General features: G+C 42.1%; 13 protein-coding genes. 7 read left to right on the top strand and 6 right to left on the bottom strand.

What is annotated here, in order from left to right; all coding sequences use genetic code 11:
* The first annotated feature begins 2 nt into the window (after positions 1 to 2).
* On the top strand, positions 3 to 890 hold the full coding sequence (locus J3369_RS21620) for a nucleotidyl transferase AbiEii/AbiGii toxin family protein (RefSeq protein WP_303572524.1): 888 nt from the start codon (positions 3 to 5) through the stop codon (positions 888 to 890).
* A gap of 1,012 nt (positions 891 to 1,902) precedes the next feature.
* Here J3369_RS21620 and J3369_RS21615 read toward each other — a convergent pair.
* The 4 genes from J3369_RS21615 to J3369_RS21600 all read right to left on the bottom strand — a co-directional run bounded on the left by J3369_RS21615 (position 1,903) and on the right by J3369_RS21600 (position 8,336).
* Positions 1,903 to 3,789, bottom strand: a complete 1,887-nt coding sequence (locus tag J3369_RS21615) for a UvrD-helicase domain-containing protein (protein ID WP_349590935.1) — start codon at positions 3,787 to 3,789, stop codon at positions 1,903 to 1,905.
* A complete protein-coding gene (locus tag J3369_RS21610) occupies positions 3,786 to 6,128 on the bottom strand; it encodes an AAA family ATPase (RefSeq protein ID WP_349590933.1) in 2,343 nt (780 codons plus the stop codon). Before J3369_RS21610 ends, J3369_RS21615 begins: the two co-directional genes overlap by 4 nt.
* Before the next feature lie 134 nt (positions 6,129 to 6,262).
* Complete coding sequence (locus tag J3369_RS21605; protein WP_349590930.1) at positions 6,263 to 7,186, bottom strand: DUF4928 family protein; 924 nt, start codon at positions 7,184 to 7,186, stop codon at positions 6,263 to 6,265.
* A 10-nt stretch (positions 7,187 to 7,196) separates the two neighbouring features.
* Entirely contained in the window at positions 7,197 to 8,336 is a 1,140-nt protein-coding gene (locus J3369_RS21600) for a DNA cytosine methyltransferase (protein ID WP_349590927.1), read from the bottom strand.
* Between the two features lie 1,143 nt (positions 8,337 to 9,479).
* Here J3369_RS21600 and J3369_RS21595 point away from each other — a divergent pair.
* Positions 9,480 to 10,346 (top strand): phage integrase N-terminal domain-containing protein, encoded by an 867-nt coding sequence (locus tag J3369_RS21595; RefSeq protein WP_349590924.1) that lies wholly within the window; start codon positions 9,480 to 9,482, stop codon positions 10,344 to 10,346.
* A gap of 319 nt (positions 10,347 to 10,665) precedes the next feature.
* On the opposite strand, the gene J3369_RS21590 is transcribed toward J3369_RS21595, so the two are convergent.
* Entirely contained in the window at positions 10,666 to 10,944 is a 279-nt protein-coding gene (locus J3369_RS21590; RefSeq protein WP_349590921.1) for a helix-turn-helix domain-containing protein, read from the bottom strand.
* 114 nt (positions 10,945 to 11,058) lie between these two features.
* Between J3369_RS21590 and J3369_RS21585 the strand changes: the two genes are divergently transcribed.
* From J3369_RS21585 to J3369_RS21565, 5 genes are all read left to right on the top strand, one after another.
* Positions 11,059 to 11,274 (top strand): hypothetical protein, encoded by a 216-nt coding sequence (locus J3369_RS21585; RefSeq protein ID WP_349590919.1) that lies wholly within the window; start codon positions 11,059 to 11,061, stop codon positions 11,272 to 11,274.
* A 49-nt stretch (positions 11,275 to 11,323) separates the two neighbouring features.
* Positions 11,324 to 11,701 carry a hypothetical protein gene (locus tag J3369_RS21580; RefSeq protein WP_349590916.1) on the top strand — a complete coding sequence of 126 codons (378 nt, stop codon included), beginning with the start codon at positions 11,324 to 11,326 and terminating at the stop codon, positions 11,699 to 11,701.
* A gap of 491 nt (positions 11,702 to 12,192) precedes the next feature.
* Positions 12,193 to 13,917 (top strand): DUF927 domain-containing protein, encoded by a 1,725-nt coding sequence (locus J3369_RS21575; protein ID WP_349590914.1) that lies wholly within the window; start codon positions 12,193 to 12,195, stop codon positions 13,915 to 13,917.
* A 252-nt stretch (positions 13,918 to 14,169) separates the two neighbouring features.
* The gene (locus J3369_RS21570; RefSeq protein ID WP_349590912.1) at positions 14,170 to 14,403 is read left to right on the top strand and encodes a helix-turn-helix transcriptional regulator; all 234 of its coding nucleotides are present in this window, start codon (positions 14,170 to 14,172) and stop codon (positions 14,401 to 14,403) included.
* 182 nt (positions 14,404 to 14,585) lie between these two features.
* The gene (locus J3369_RS21565) at positions 14,586 to 15,242 is read left to right on the top strand and encodes a DUF3800 domain-containing protein (protein ID WP_349590909.1); all 657 of its coding nucleotides are present in this window, start codon (positions 14,586 to 14,588) and stop codon (positions 15,240 to 15,242) included.
* Between the two features lie 128 nt (positions 15,243 to 15,370).
* Here J3369_RS21565 and J3369_RS21560 read toward each other — a convergent pair whose 3' ends face one another.
* Positions 15,371 to 16,585 carry a tyrosine-type recombinase/integrase gene (locus J3369_RS21560; RefSeq protein WP_349590906.1) on the bottom strand — a complete coding sequence of 405 codons (1,215 nt, stop codon included), beginning with the start codon at positions 16,583 to 16,585 and terminating at the stop codon, positions 15,371 to 15,373.
* Between the last annotated feature and the right edge of the window lie 122 nt (positions 16,586 to 16,707).

Below are 16,707 nucleotides of genomic sequence, written 5' to 3'. Positions count from 1 at the left end.
GCATGCTGAAGCAACAAATTCACCAAATCGTACAGTCAAACCCCGACTATGCAGCAGTCACGCCCGTGATAGAAAAAGAGATTTTGCATCATGACATTATGGACGTGCTGATCAAACAAGGCGTTATGCAGCGATTAACCTTTATTGGCGGCACCTCATTACGCATGTGTTACAACAGCAGCAGATTGTCAGAAGATCTTGATTTCAACGGTGGTCATGACTTCAAACCCTCTGAGTTTGAGGGATTGGAGTCCGAGATACAGGCCTATATTCAAAAGAAGTATGAAACTGAAGTTTGGGTAAACAAGCCCTCCGAGGAGCAACAAGGGGATACCGTTTCGTGGAAGATTAGTATCGTGAAAGAGCCTAATCGTCCTGATTTACCAAGACAAAAAATGCATATAGATGTCTGTGCAATACCCTCATTCGATATAGAAAAACGTCCTTTAATCAATCACTTTGACATTGTCGTGCCGACTGAAGGCATTCTTGTTCCGGTTCAGTCACTACAAGAAACTCTGGCTGATAAGCTTATTGCGTTAGCGTATCGGGCAAGGCGTATCAAACCTCGTGATATCTGGGATATTGTTTGGATTAAGCAGCGCGGAATAGATTTATCCGGGAAATTGGTTGAAAAGAAACTCAACGCCCGATACAAGCTCACAGATGACTTTCGACAGGCGCTCTCTTCTGCGTTAACCAGGCTAATGTCGGAAGAGGAAGTACATAATGACTTCATTGTGGAAATGAGTCGTTTTATCCCCAAACGAATTAAAGAAAGAACATTAGATAACCCGGAGTATTGGGCGTACGTTCAGAGTGAGGTGAAGGCCATCGCATCTGAGCTACTTCATGATGATAAGCCAAAAAATCCATTTGACATGAGCTAGTCCTGAGTATTCAAACTTAACAGATCAGACGACATGTCAGATTTTCTTACGCAAAACATAGGCCATTATCATAAATGTATTTTTGTTTACTGTTGTAGTGCGAGCATAAGGCCGCACCTGAGATGCGGTTAGTTTTGCCCACCACTTAAACAGCAACTGGTAACGGACATCTGCAAGCCTATTTGGACGGGAAAATAAAAAAAGCCCTGGATTTACAAGTAAAAAACAGGGCTCTTAAGACATTATTGGGCGGGTAAAAAACTATTCGATGTTCTGGATCTGTTTATCGTTTTAAATTTCACGATTTCAGTAATGACAGGGCCTGCAACGTGTTTTTGCCCCGTTTTTAAGCCCTCTTACTCACCAGTGTACTCACCATAAAGAAATCGAAAAAATTTATAAAAAAATTAAAAAAATGCTTAATTTTTAACTGGGAAAGTTGGGATATGGGAAACATAACTAACTATCAGCGTCTTTACAGACACAAAATGGTGAGTGCAGAGAGACATTCACCGATAACAAGCAATCATCACGAGTGATCCAGAATTGTAACTTACTGCCTGCTTTAACCAGGTAACATTTATCGCTAGGCCGAACGCGCTTAAGAGTGGTACGTTCAATCGGTTTTGCCGACCTTGCTATATCAGCAAACTCTACTTTTTTAGCCCTGTTTATAAAGTCCATAGATTTCATATAAGCCCCTTTCGCTATGAGGTTGGTAAGTTTTAGGCGCTTGTCGCCTAAAGGCGCGCCATACCTCATGGCCAAAACAGACTACGCAGAGAAAAGCCAGTCAAGCTAGAAATCGCCCGAAGGGTTGCGTAGCAAGGGGGCCCCGCTTGCGGGGTTCCGATTTATGGCTTGACTGGATTTGAACGAAGTGGTTTAGGGCTTACTACTTATTTTTCGTTGCTGCTTAAAGAATGAATATCCATTGTTAATTCAACTAATTCCAAGTTAGTTACTTTTTGATTCACGGGCTGGTTCGGTTAATTCTCAATATTAATAACTACTACTCACTCTTTTTGGTTGTAGTAAGAAGAATAATCTCCTCCTCATCAAACCAGCCACGATTGACTGCTGTTTTATTAACTTCATCAGGTTCATTTGTATAAGCAATAACAGCTAAGCTATCTTCTGCTCTACTGCAAGTTACATAAAATAGCCTTCTGGTGCGATCAATACCTGTCTCTTTTCCCTCTCTTTGGTTTCGTTGATCAGTTGCTGTAAGGGGCTTGGCTCCAAATAGCTTTTCATAACTGAATAAAAAGCCACGCGCCTCTTCGTCATCTAAAACGACCATTACACGAGGGAATTCAAGCCCCTTTATGCCTTGATGCGTGCCGAACCCTGATTCGTCAGAAATGTACTGTACATATGCTATAAATTCACTGAATCTAGCTTTAAGAGCTTTGTCCCATGCATCGATGATGGGGTCTAGATCATCTTCACTCTCTGGTTCGTTGTACTTCTCTTCCTCTCTTGCAGCGATAACTGCCAACAGTTCAGGTAAGCGGAATAGCCCGCTGCGATGTACCTCTCTAAGCACGGTGACTAGGGTAGGGTCGGCAGTCTTATTCCATAAAGCATGGAGACTATCCACGCCATTTTTAGCTTTAGCTAGATCTGCTTTGGGGTTGGTACTTTTTTGCAAGTGTTCTGAAGAGATAAGAGGAGAATGTTTGTTTAAAATCCTACTAATTTCAAAGCGATTCCCTGATTTCAGACTGCTGAATAGCGGTAGAACTCTCTCTGAAAAAAACGTGACACACGCATGTGTACCATCAAGTAAACTCGTCTTGATTTTGTCAACTTCATACAGTGGCTCGAAGAAGCTGGAAAAGCCTCCCCGTCTTGCTGCCATATGATGCTCTAAAGTTAGGGTTTTTTTGCTTCCTTTATCTTCTATCCACAGTGCATCTCCAGTAATTTTTGCCATTTCTTTGCAAACCGAATTTTCAAATAAAGCCTTGTCAACTCCGCCTCTGACATCTGCAATAAATAGCCGAACAAAGCCTTCCTTGTCATTGGCTGGCTGCTGGAGATTTTGGTCAACATCCTCACGAATTCTATTTATCAGCCTAACAACACGTCTTGGGCAGCGATAGTTGTATACCTTCTTTGGCGTCAGCCAGTCTTCAGGTAGACCTTCGCCTAAATTCTCCTTGCCGTCGTTGTAAATCCGCTGCATAACATCGCCAAATAGTCCCATGGAAAACTGCTTTTTATGAGACGCTTGGACAGTAAACAGTGCCTCTACAAGCTCTTTCTTGGTGTCCTGACTTTCGTCTACAAGCAGAATAGGATACTTACGAATGAGAATTTTCTGCAAAAGAGGTCGGTTTGTCAGCATTTCGGCTGTCATACCTATTACTTCGGCGTGGTTTAGAGAGTCCTTGCCAGTATTTTCCCCATTGGGATCGTATGAAAACTTCCTGATACTATCGAGGGAGTCAAGCCGCTTTTGTTTAGATGCAATTTGTCGAGGCCTGTCTGCTGCTGCCTTTGTGCCATCCCGACCTTTGCTCTGTGCCTCTTCAAGCTTTGCTATTTCTGCTTGAAGTTTGACTCTAAGCAATTCTCTAATGTCGTTTTGGTGAGGTTTTATCAGCTTCCAAGTAAAGCTGTGAATTGTGGAAACACTGAAGGTTGGGTCAAACTCCAAACGACGTTTGATTTCCTCACATGCTGCATTGGTGTATGTAATGATTGCTATTTGCTGAGCATTCACTTGCAGTCGATGTAAGTTGTGCTCGCGAAACCGCTTGAGTACTTCAACCAATGAGCGTGTTTTTCCTGAGCCTGCACCGGCGAACAGAAAAAAGCTCCGTGGGGAGTCAAGGTTAAGACAACTATATATCTCATCATCAACAGATGCCGGAGGGAGGACGTTTGTCATAATTCGACCTCCTGAGACGATTCAGGTTGAGAAAGCCCCTCAAGTGTCGTTTTGAGCCAGTCTAACCCCTCTTTTATGTACAGTGGTGGTACAAAGGTGCAGGGGTCTACAGAGTAAAGTAGATCCATTGCCATCTCTGCTTTCTTTGCACTTTTATCTAATGCATTAAACATTTCTTCACAGGCATCTATGAGATTTGTTTTCTGAGTAGCATTAGCCATTTTCTTAATGAGACCAGTTTTACAGGTCATACCTTTGAAGGTAGATAAATTGGCTAGCACTAAAGCGTCTTCGAATGTGTATGGAATGGCCGATTCTTGCGCTATAGGTTGCACTTCATTTGACGTAAAGGCGATAGGAGTGATTGAGGGGTAGGCCACCCGAACCTTTCCGCAGCTTGCAATTTTCTGCTCTGGAGGAATAGTTACGACTTCGTCCAAATCCGCTTTTGCTGGAATCCAACTCTTTAGCGTATCATTTCCAGTTAGTTGATTTTGTCCTGCTTGAGGCCTGGCTTTGCTTGTCCTGAATATAGGTTCACCTTCAGCATTATTTTTTCCAGTTTCTTCCTTCACCTGTGAATCTAAATCAGTAATGATCAGCGTTGGAATCCCTAGTGCTTCAATTAACGGACGCAAGCGATGGGCATGACTGCCGCCTATTTCGAGAAGTGAGATGTAGCTTCTATCTAGGCTGGGATAGTGTTTTCTGATAAAATGCGGCACCAGCATTCGCTCAGCAGGACCTTCAACTAGCATTGCTGCATCTGCGAAAAAAAGGTCGCAGTGCGTTGTTCTTAGATATCGTGTTGCGAACTGAGCAGTTTCTAATTTTTTTTGTTCGTTAGGATCCTTCCCTTTGAGTTGTCGCTTTCGCGCAATTCCAAATATGGATGACATATTTACGACGTAAGCACAGGGAACGTCATGCGTATTTACTGGCTGGTTTCTCCGAAAATAGCGTAAGCCTGCAAAATCCGCTTCATGAGCGATATGGCTAGAATGCGTACTCACAAGCATTTGAGTGGAAAAGTGTACTTTTTCTCCAAGATCTGAATGAGCTCTTAGAACGCTGTATGCTTTCTTAATAAAGACCTGTTGTACTTGTGCGTGCAAGTGGGCCTCAGGTTCTTCAATCAGCATGAGGTGAAGTGGCTCTATCGGTTTGCTGATGTTTTCTTCACGTCTACCCGCTTTACCTACTCGCATCCATTCATCTCGGAAACGTATGAGATTGAAAATCATTGAAATGAGGTTTTGATAACCGAGTCCGTTATATTTTTCTGGCAAGCAGAATCCTTCGATTGAGGGAGTATCAGTTCGCAATACATTGAACTGGACCGCGGAGTCATGATTCAAGCCTTCTAAAGGGTTTACTTTACTTGATAGCAAAATTTGGGGATCACTAAAACCTGGGTAATTAAGTCCTTCCAGTTCCCCTATCGCATTACTGAAGCTGAGCTTCAACTTTTCATCAAATGCAATTCTGGCTGCTTCCATTGCTTCGAGAGCGTCTAGATCGCTCGCTTCAGGAAGCTCATTGGGATTGAGGTGCTTGTCAAAATAGCTTCTTAGCTGTACTGATAAACGCCGATCATTGTTGGCGGTTCCTTCACCCGAGTTGGGATCTGAAAATCCCCGTTGTGCGTTGATAATGTCAATTTTAATTAAACCATCAAGCGGATCGCTGTCCATGGCCTCCATGAACTCTGTGAAGGGTTGCGGTGAAGATCCTAGCGCTAAATCTGGGTCCAATACATAAGCATTGATAGTGAAATATTTCTGGAGCTTTTTATCCAAAAAATCACGCATCGATTTTGGCCACAATATTAAAGATGGCGAGCTGTTGCTATCAATTTCTGATTGACGAAATGCTATGGTGTCTTGCGCTGTTGAGCGTGCAGACACGTAAGATTTGTATAATTCCTCCGGATCTTTAGGTTCTAAAATAAACCTAACACCCAGCAAGCCTCCGTCCCAATCCAGATTTGGCAAGAGATGGCTGACATAGTGGATATGTGAATCATCAACGTCTAACCAAACATCTATAGAAGGTAGTTGTCTGCGCCAAATATCTCGTGTCAAATCTGGATGTTGCTCTTCACCTTTGCTTAGCCAATCTGTTCCGATTTGTTCGATGCTGCTCCAATTGGATAAGGTAATGTCGGTGGTGGCAAGTTCTTTTTGTTTTGCTTTCTTTAAAAACATAATCAGCGCATCCATCGCTGATGTTTTACCGCTGTTATTTGCACCGACAAATATCGTACTAGTCTCGGCAATATCTACGCGGCAGCTTTTTAATTTTCGAAAATTTTGGATGTCTATACAGGCAATTTTCATTGCAAAGTTTCCTTACTTGCTGCTTCATCTTTATCATAGGGAGAAGTGATGAATGTGTCCTGATAATTTTAATCGAATTAGCTTTGTGTCCTAGCCCTAGTCAATGGCCTCTCCATCGATTCGTTAGAAATAGTCTAATTTTTAACATCTATTTTTAGGCTTGGATCGGTTTCGACACTATCAATTATCTCATTGTATCTCGCTACTAAATCTTTGACTGCAATACGGCGTCCATCTGATGCAAATTTACCCAGTTCATACAAATTAAGAGCAATAAACTGTTCAACTTCAAATACATCGATTCTTTCTCCTAATCCTGCATTTTCAGCTAAAACCTCTGCTGCAGTAAGACCTCTTTGCGTTGTCACAATAATCGGGCGATGGCCATCATCTAAGTTGTCTCTGCACCTAGCTATAACAGCTTCTCCAGGAGCCGTTGTTACATGTATTGCAACATCACCTATGTAGAAGTCACCCGCTCTACCAGATTGCGCGTCTGAAGTTGAAAAGCTATTGTGATCAAATAAGCCTATTTCTCCCAACGCTAAATCTAACTTCGCTCCAACAATATGTTGAAGAACAGCACCTGCATACTGCATTCCTGGATTATTTTTTTGTCTTTCTTCTGCTTGTTCAACAACGTCTCTGACTAGAGTTCTTAAGCTTCTAGAAGTATCAAGTTTAATCTTAAAAGGTTTGCCGGCGAAGAATTCATGAACACGTTCTATCCAAAAATCTTCTACAATATCTAACTTAAAGCCGATTTCGGATTTATGGGAGTTTAAAAATTCAACGTAGGTTTTCATGTTTTCAATGCTGCCACGACTGGTCCGTCCACCCTCCGCTGCGAGTACCCGATCAATTCCATGCTTTTTTAGAACTTTTTGAACTGCGGCTTTGCCTAGCCCCAATACTTGCCCACCTTTTTCAGTGAGAAGTTGGTCTGGCTTGAGGGGCAACCCTTTTTCCTTAGCATGCTGCGTAACAACAAGTGCTACACAGAGCGCCCCTTTGCTTCTAAATTTATACTTTTTATAAAACGCTGATAACTGACCCAAGAACTCCATACTAAGCTGCTTTCCTATTCCTACTGAGTGGTATTAATTTTTCTACAATATTTTTAGAAAGATACTCTACCACTGGAACGGCAACACCGTCGCCAGCTAAGTGATATGCCTCGTTATATTTTTCTGGCAATTTATATTGTTCTGGGAGCCCCATTAATCTTGCAGCTTCGCGTGTTGAGAGCAATCTAGTCCTTATTTTAGAACCTTCAACAATCATTATTAACTGTCTGCTAGATCCCCCACTTGGTGTTCGTAAACAACCTGCGACATCGTCGAACCTAATCTCCGCTCTTTGGATTCTTCCACCGTGTCCATCGGGACGAGTACGTTTATAGATAGAACCAACTTTCAAATCACCTGAAGCTTGAGCAGAACGAACCTTCTTTATATGAAGGTCACTCATCATTCCCATTATTTTTTGGGTTTCTTCTTCGGAATGCCATTTTACACTTTTAGGATCTTTTTCGATGATATCTGCGAATGACAGCCTTCTTTCTTGCGGATGTGGAAGGTTCCACCATTTCCATTTTGGTTTCTGTTCAATTGGTAACTTATTAAAAGCACTTACAATTGATTTGGAATGCCAAACAGGATCAAAACTTTCCGACAAAATGGACTTATCTAAATCTACGGAAGTGTCTGTTGCAATGATAAATAGTCTTGGTCTTGACTGAGGTAGGAAATTAATCGCATCTATGATGATTGCGCCGAAGTTATATTCGGCTTCATTTAGCGCACTACAAATTGCAGCAAAGTCTTTACCTTCATGTGATGTTAGAGCACCACAAACATTCTCAAGAATAACGACCTTTGGTGCTCTATTTTCCCGTCTTAAACTAGTGATTAATTTCCAAAATCCCCAGAATGTTCCCGAGCGCTCGCCACTAAGCCCTGCTCCAGAACCAGCAAGGGAAAGATCTTGGCAAGGGAAGGATGCCCACGCTAAATCTGCTTGTCCTTCTAATTGATGAGTAGTTATATTCGATACATCGTCGCATACAATATCTTTGTCTCCCCAGTTGGCTATGTATGTATCGACTTTTTTTTGACTGAAGTCGTTCGCAAAAAGACATTCCCAGTTTTCACCAAGTCCTGCTCTCGCCATTCCTCCTCCAGAGAAGAATTCATAAAAAGTTCTCATTAGCTACTCCTCGCTACCCTTCTTAGTGCGTTCTAGCTTTTCTCTAATTGCCTCAGCTATCCAAGTATTTCTTGAAATGTTCCCAGGCCTTTTTTTGCGTACTACATCGATTTCTTCAAATAACTCTTTAGAAAGGCGTAAACTAATTCGAGATGCGTCTATGGATTTGTTCATTGCTGACTCATAATGGCGCCAATTTGGCGCCATTATCCCGCTTTGATTTCAGTAAATCAATGCTTGTTAATAGCTGTATATAAAAACAGTCATTGTAGTTGGAGTGTGGTTTTTTTCAAGCAGGCACGACGGAATTGACGCTTATTTTGATTGGTAGCTGCACACCTGTGACGCTTACAGTAAAAACTAAAGCCGCGTATCTATCTAGATACGACTATCCTTTGAGACGGTAGATGCTAAAAACCCTAAAAACACCTACTTGGATTACTCACCTCATGGGCAACGCCCGGTTGTACCATTAGCCATACGGCCACCTAGGTAGAGGTCGTCTGTAAGTCGACGGGGCTGGTGTGCAGCCACCGACTTGAACTATAACTGACCTTTCTAAATTGTGCGCCAGAAAACCCCCCCTAAGTTTTCCCCGGTTTTTTTGAAGGCGGATTGGCGACGAGTCGTCCCTACTCGAAAGAGGTAGGGACGACTCGCAGAGTCGCACGTCGAGGCCACTGCTCATGATGCCTCGACACCCAATCCGCCCTGAAAAATTGCAGGGCCAGAAGAGGGATGGAGATTTGAACGCGTCAAAAAGGTGTTGCAATCTCTGATCACTGTGATAATTTTATTTATGAATTAGCTCGACATGAGCATCAAGAAAAAGGGCGTTTCCACTGCCCGCAACACGTTCCTGAGGAGCTGCATTCTCAGCATTATGGGTCACACGACCACCCCACTATAAACAACACAAATATAAACCACAGTAGTTCGCGCTGTATTTCAACAGAAATCACACGGCTCAGCTTTGTTGCTTTAGACCAGTTAGCCTTTATGTCTTATGACAATATGCTCGGTTACGCACCGTTCATATGGCTTTAAAACTTACCTATTTTGGCATTTCGCCCCCTGGTCTTCGGTTTGGTGTTTTTCTCAATATTTTCAAAAATTAGTTTTTAAATTTATGAGGAACATGAAATGAGCCAATTAGGATATCGTCTTCACCAAATGGTGAACGACACACACCGCGAAAGTAGCTTTAGCACTAGAGCTACCCGAAGCAAAGTTTTAAACCTTGCTGCAAAGCAGCTACTCAAACATGGTTATAGATTAAAAGACCCGACCGGCCTTAAAACCAAGCATATCAATCATCTTGTTACACGTTGGCAAGATGAAGGTTTAGCGGCAAAAACAATAAAAAACAGAGTGGCCGCATTGCGTTGGATTGCCGAAAAAATAGGTAAACCTAATATCTGTTCACGTAGCAATGATGATTACGGTATTCCAAGAGTTCGCAACAACCCCATTGGCAAGTCAAAAACGTTAGACATGGATAAGCATGCGAAGATCAAGAGTGACTTAATCAAGCTTTCCCTGCGTTTGCAGCAAGAATTTGGGCTCAGAAAAGAGGAGTGTATGAAATTCAGCTTATCTTACGCTTTGATAAACGCTAACACTCTACAAATTAAAGGCTCATGGGCCAAAGGTGGCAAATACCGCAAAATTCCGATTTTAAAAGAATCTCAACAACAGCTTATTCGTGATATTGCCGCTGTTACTAAAGGCGCACTTATCGAACCTGACAAAAACTATAAGTCACAAATGGAGCAGTACGACCGCGAAACAATTCGAGTTGGATTAAATAAAAATCACGGGCTGCGTCATCATTACGCAAGGGAGCGTTATTTAGAGCTTACAGGTTGGAAATGCCCTGCCGATGGTGGTCCGCATAGAAGAGAGCTCTCGCCAACCGATTATGAGCACGATACCAAAGTCCGTGAGCAAATTAGCCAAGAGTTAGGTCATGAACGTTTGAAGATCACCTATGCCTACTTGGGCAGTTAAAATTAGGCATGCCTAATTTTTAATTGGCGAAGAAACTAACTTCGCCCTAGCTTACTGCTCAACGAAACTTCAGTTTTTACAACCGTTTTTATCACAGTTGATTTTAGAGTGGGATTCTACCCAGTGGGTAGCTTCCTTTTTAGTATCAAAACCACATCCTGTTGTCCCACCTTTACTTCCCTTATGAACAATTCCAGTTGGTACATGCTTCACGGCCATATTTCTGCTCCATCAGATTAATTAATACAAATATTTGGACTGGGCCTTCATATTGCCCAGAAATCTATACTGTCACGAGTAGTTTAAAAAGTGAACATCTTTAGGCGCAGTTGGGACTATTTGACCAATCTAAAATATTTTCTGCCAATTCGTCTTCAATGCAATACAAGAAAGCAGTTGGCACTTTCAGAACATCACTAAGCGCTACTACTGTTTTGAAATCTGGAGTGTGAACACCACGCTCATATTGGTTCATACGAGCAGACGCAACAAAATTATCCATCCCCGCCATTATTCCTAACTGCTTCTGGGACAGACCAAGTCTTGTTCTTGCTTGCTTTAGCCGTGTTGGAAACGGCGAACCATCATTACTTTTCAACTGGTGTAGGAGATCTGCTATTGAAAACTAAGATTTTCTTAGCTTTAATGAAGTCTGGATACTAAGGAATACTTAGCTTTCAATTTGGCATGCCAAATTGGGATTGGAGGTAATATGGGTTTCGAAGGTTTTTTGGGTATTTTGGCAGTAGTAGTTTTATTCGTTCTTAGTGCGATTTTCAGCGGGGACGGAGCAGGCAGTAAAGAAAATGAACAACTAGATAAGCTTGATGACGGTATGGGCAATGTTATTGTTGATGGCGAACATATGACTCGTCAAGAGGCTGAAGATGCTCAGGCGCGAGGCGAATTATACGACACTTATTACTAGGGGTTATTTTGTAGCTCAATTTGGCATGCCAAATTGGGGAGAGGCTTTTATGACCGAAGAAAAACTGATTAATAACTGTGTGTTGTGGCCGTTTTTACCCGCGCTGGCAGAGATCAAGCATCGACTAAGTGGTATTGAGGTCGAATGTGAGCCACTAGGCCTTTCTTTTGATAAAGATGTTCATACCGAAGAGGAAATGTTACTCACTTTAATATCTCAAAAGGTGTTTGCGTTCGATGTCACCAACGAAAATGGAGTTGTCTGGGATGTAAGGCTGGAGCCGTTTGCTAAATTTAAAGCGCGTAGCACCCAAATAACATTCCCATTTACCGGCTATAATCCTAATAAGCGACAGCAAATCAGTAATTGGGTTATCGAGCTGTGTAACTGGGAAGGTCACGTATTTACCGGTATTACCAGACACTAAAATTGATAGGAGCGGCTATGACAACATATGAATGGTTTCAGATGTGGGTGTTAATGGTGTTGGCAATTCGCGCTACTCGACATTACGACAAACTAAAACACGATCTATTTGAAGCAATTAAAGAAGGGAGAATATAGTGATGGCTCCTTTGCTTACCGGATGCGCCATGGTTTTGGCGCTGGTCATTTTTTTTGCTTTGCTATTTCATTTTAATCGCGACAACATCAATAAATTCGACTAATAACCCACTCTTTTGAGCCAAGGAGTTAGGCATGCCTAATTCTTGGCGCCCAAAAACAGCTGTTTTCTTATACTTTACGTGAAAATCAAACCCCTGAAATGGGTAAATTTGAGCGTATTTTCCAAGCTTAGAAAAAACCCTCCTAAAGTCACCCTAGTTTTTCGCGCTCACTCTGAAGGACTTTATGGCAGCCTGTTCTAAACAGTTTCACACGCTCATATAGCGTTTCGAATTATAAGGAACAGCACCAATGCTAAAAGCAAAACCTGACGGGATTTACGCCCTTAACAAAGATGGTGAAGAGAGAAAGCTTTCCGGTCCGATAGAAGTGAAGGCTATCGTCTCTTCCCACGATAAGCGAGATGACTTTGGCCGACTTTTAGAGTGGAAAAACTACTTTGGCTTACCGATTCGTGAAGTACTACCAATGGGAGAAGTTGATGACAACTTCGCAAAGAAATTTAAAAAGAGGCTGCTTAGGTCAGGCTTTCAACTGTCGCCAGGAAAATACTCGTGGGAATCTCTTTTAGCCTACCTAATAGAAACTCCATGTAATAAGCATGCATACAGCGCGAGACAAAGTGGTTGGGTGGACGGCCAATTCGTGACTCCGGATTGGAGTATTGGCCGATATGAAACTCCGGCAGTTTATGTTGGTGATTTTGCTGGTGACACCTTAGTTGAATCCGGCTCATTGTTGGACTGGCAACAAAATATTGGAAAATATTGCCGAGGTAATCCAATCATGATTCTTGCAGTATGTACTGCACTTGCGGCCCCTATTATTGGATGGACTGATTTGGAGAGCTTTGGAATACAAATCGTCGGCAGCTCAAAATCAGGCAAGTCTACAGTGATGAAAGTGGCTGCCAGTATCTATTCAGATCAAACCTACTGGGAGACTTGGAGCTCAACATCTAACGGTATTGAATCTATCGCTCGTGCGCGAAATAACATGTTGCTTTGTCTTGATGAATTTAAGCAATGCCCCGCGCAAGAGATAGGCCAGTTAATTTATCACTTGTGCAATGGCGTATCAAAATTAAGAAGCCAGCAAGATGGTGCACTGGATAAGCGCTACCATTGGCGCACAATATTTCTCAGTACCGGCGAGCTTACCCTTGAAGAGCTTTTGTTGGGCATCAATCAAAGTGTTAGTGCAGGGCAATCAGTCCGGTTGATAGAGGTTCCGGTATTTAGCAAATATGATGCTTTTGAAAATACTCATGGGTTTACATCGGCTAAAGAGTTTGCTGAGTACTTATCATCCTGCGTAGGTAAGTACCATGGCACTTTCATTAAATCGTGGGTGGAAGCTCTCTCAAAATTTGATTGCCCAAACAATGAAGTTATTAAAGAGTACAAAGATATTCGGGGGCAGTGGCCTTGGCCAAAAAACATAGAGAGCCAAGCTAATAACGTTTTAGATAAATTTGCGCTGCTAGCCGCCGCAGGCGAAATTGCCATTAATTTAGGGCTGTTGCCATGGCATTTGGGTGAAGCTAAAGATGCATTAGAACAAGTAGCAACAATTTGGCTAGATGACCGGAATAGCACCGAAAACTCAGAAAGTAAGAAAATTATTAAGAAGCTTGTCAAGCTAATCAATAAGTGGCGGCATAGCCTGAGTCCTCGAGAGGAATCACATAACGGGAGCATAGGATTCTTCGAATCAGAGCCGGAACTGGCTTGGTACATCCCTCAGCAGTTATTCAAATCGGAAGTAATTGAGTCTGTTGCTCATGAATACAGTCAAACAGTCCATTACATGCTTCAAAAAGGTTGGGCCATTTCCAATGAAGGCACGCGTCGCACATTTAAAATAGGAGGAGAGCGGTTTATTAAGTTCTTTCCCGAAAAAATCTGTCGCGAATGCGGTGAAAGTGTGGATTTATCCCACTTTTACGAAAATGATAACTCATTGAATAGTAATGCTAATCCCACTTTCCCAGTTTCCCAGAGCGAGAATTACTAATGCTTACTGACCAGCTATTTGACGAAATTAAATGCGTGATTGAAAGCCAACTTTGCAAAGTAGCGCTCAACAGCAAAGAGTTCCTCACATTTGATGAATGTGTTCAGTACACAGCACTGAGCCCGAATTTCTTACGGCAACAAGTTCGGGTGGGGTTGCCCTGCTACAGGCTGGGAGGTAGGCGAACCTTTTTCAGGAGAACAGAAGTTGATGCTTGGGTACTAAAGAATCGCGTGGAACTGGGAGACGAACATGAATAACGAGCTATTTGAAAAACGAGCTGGCATTTTAAAGCTTTATGGCGAAGAAGAGCGTTTGATAAGCGAGACTGAGCGCTGCCGCAGAACCGGCATTAGCCGCACTACTTGGTGGCGTATGCAAAAGGCGGGAGAAACCCCGCCAGCCTCCAGTGTGGGTAAAGGAAAAGCCCGTTGGTTGCTGTCTGATATTTTGCTTTGGATGAATAATGTAAAACTTGGTCGGTAGAGAAGCGTTATCGATATTTTTTAGATATTTACTTGAATATGGATAGACTAATCCTTATACTTCCGCCGTGTGGGTAAAGCCTGAATCAACCGCGACGCAAATTGTATCGTAAGCGCTCTGTAAGAGCGTCGGTCTCAGGGTCCACACCCAAATTAAAGCTAAATGGAGCAAAAGCATAGGAAGTGCCAGACGTAACAATAGCCTTAGATGAAAGCGGTGACCTCGGCTGGAAATTCGACGCTCCATATAGAAACGGTGGCTCTAGTCGCTACCTTACAATTGCAAGTATTCTTTACCCGCAAGAAAAAAATAAGCATCCCAAGCGCTTAGTTAAAAAGCTATATACAAAATTCAGATGGAACACTCAGTCAGAAGTTAAATGGGCAGATATGAGCTCGCCTCAACGCACTGAGTTTGCTAATCAATTAAGATCAATTGTACTGACAAATCCAGACATCAAACTGCTTTCAATCACGGTGAAAAAAGAAAACGTACAAGAGCATATTAGACGGGATGGTAACAAGCTATATAACTACATGATTGGTCTATCATTACTTAACGAAATGAAAAATCATGAAAGTGTCCTTTTCATCCCTGATCCACGTTCGATCAAGGTAAAAAGTGGAAACAGCATGCACGATTATCTTCAAACCAAGTTATGGTTTGATAAAAAATCGCAAACTATCCTTACTACTACACCTATGGAAAGCCAGTCATGTAAAGCCATCCAAGTTGCTGACATGCTGTCTGGCGTCGTTCAAAACCATTTTGAAGACGGAAATAGTAATGCTTGGCAAATATTGTCTCCTCATATTGAATCCAGGTGTCTATTCTTTTAATACCAGCCCCCTTGTGATTGTCTCTAATAACGAACAAATTGTGTCGTTGAAACTGGCATTTATACAACTGTAGGGGTTGATACCGCTTTACTAACACCAACTGACAGTTTAAATTTATAATTTTCCAGTTAACTACTTACTGCTTCTTGAAGAGCAGAACATACGGCTTCGTGAACCTCCCGTCTTTTATCAAAATAGTCCCCTTGATCATAAATCTCAGCCATATTGTCTATCTTATGATTTAAACAGCGCTCTAGAACATCCCTATCGAAGCCTAGCTGGCCTGCGATGGTTCTAAAAGTTCTCCTGAAATCATGAATAGTAAAATGCTCTAATTGGCCCATACGATTTAGAGGCGGAGCTTTTTTGCTGCTGTCTATTCCAAAAAGGCTGTTCACTGCACGATTTACAGTGTCGTTTCCCATATGGGGTACTTTGCTTTTGCGTCTTGCTGGGAATACATACTCAGAACTATGAGATCTGACTTTCAACTCTTCAAGCCAGCTTATAGCCTGTGGAGGAAGTGGTATACTGATATCGCTTTCCGTTTTTGTGCGCGCTTTTGGTAAGTGCCACACTGCATTACCTAAATCGAACTCCTTCCAAGGCGCTTGAATTAACTCTGACTTTCTAACGCCTAAGGTAATAAGTAGACAGCAAACTAAGTAATTATCTCGCGTGAAAGAATTCAAATTTTCCCTGAATACCGAAAAGGCGTGTTCAATTTCTTCAATGCTCAAGAACCTTTTTCTTGGCTTTTCATCCCCCCCTGCATCCTTACAGCAAAAAGCTGAAGCCGGGTTATTTGATGTAATATCAAGTTGGATGGCATGTTTAAAAAGTTGATTAAGTAAGCCCAGCACATCATTTGATACTGTTGGTCGCCCACTGTTTGTAATGGTGTCTAAGATATTTCGCACATGAATTGCAGTCACTTGTTCAACCTTTAAGTGGCCAATATGGGACGAAACGTTTTTTCCATACTTGCTTTTTGGTATATCTGGGTGCTTATTACGCTTTAATATCTTGTGTTGATACATATCCTTAAATAACATATCAAATGTCATTCCGTCATGATTTTCAATTGAAGCAATGGAAAGAGGATCGATGCCATCTCGAATTAATGCCCGAATTTTCTCAGCTTCACCACGAGCTTCAGCCAGTGTCAGTTGCCCGAATTTACCCAGTGACTTTTCCCTCCTTTTTTCATTGAAGGTATATCTCAGGGACCAGTAAGGTTCACCGCGCTTCGGAACGACAAACGACAAACCGTTTCCGTCGGATGTTTTACCAGGCTTTCCTTTAGCAAGTATGTTGACTTGTTTAACTGTTAAATTTGGCATTTTTTCACCTCTTGTACTCACCAGTGGTTTGAGACTAGCAGTGAAAAATACTCACCACAATACTCACCAATTAGATGAAACAGAATGAAAAAATACGGAACCATAAAAAACAAAACCCCACT

Origin of the sequence: Alteromonas sp. NFXS44 (genome assembly GCF_040148705.1) — a bacterium.
Lineage (GTDB): Bacteria > Pseudomonadota > Gammaproteobacteria > Enterobacterales > Alteromonadaceae > Alteromonas.
The sequence above is the reverse complement of the archived record's forward strand: the minus strand, read 5'-3'. Positions and strand labels throughout refer to the sequence as shown.

Excerpts from the sequence above, each read along its gene's own strand:
- J3369_RS21610 (WP_349590933.1), bottom strand. The coding sequence starts at position 6,128 with ATGAAAATTGCCTGTATAGACATCCAAAATTTTCGAAAATTAAAAAGC.
- J3369_RS21595 (WP_349590924.1), top strand. The coding sequence starts at position 9,480 with ATGAGCCAATTAGGATATCGTCTTCACCAAATGGTGAACGACACACAC.
- J3369_RS21560 (WP_349590906.1), bottom strand. The coding sequence starts at position 16,585 with ATGCCAAATTTAACAGTTAAACAAGTCAACATACTTGCTAAAGGAAAG.
- J3369_RS21600 (WP_349590927.1), bottom strand. The coding sequence starts at position 8,336 with ATGAGAACTTTTTATGAATTCTTCTCTGGAGGAGGAATGGCGAGAGCA.
- J3369_RS21570 (WP_349590912.1), top strand. The coding sequence starts at position 14,170 with ATGAATAACGAGCTATTTGAAAAACGAGCTGGCATTTTAAAGCTTTAT.
- J3369_RS21615 (WP_349590935.1), bottom strand. The coding sequence starts at position 3,789 with ATGACAAACGTCCTCCCTCCGGCATCTGTTGATGATGAGATATATAGT.
- J3369_RS21580 (WP_349590916.1), top strand. The coding sequence starts at position 11,324 with ATGACCGAAGAAAAACTGATTAATAACTGTGTGTTGTGGCCGTTTTTA.
- J3369_RS21620 (WP_303572524.1), top strand. The coding sequence starts at position 3 with ATGCTGAAGCAACAAATTCACCAAATCGTACAGTCAAACCCCGACTAT.
- J3369_RS21575 (WP_349590914.1), top strand. The coding sequence starts at position 12,193 with ATGCTAAAAGCAAAACCTGACGGGATTTACGCCCTTAACAAAGATGGT.
- J3369_RS21585 (WP_349590919.1), top strand. The coding sequence starts at position 11,059 with ATGGGTTTCGAAGGTTTTTTGGGTATTTTGGCAGTAGTAGTTTTATTC.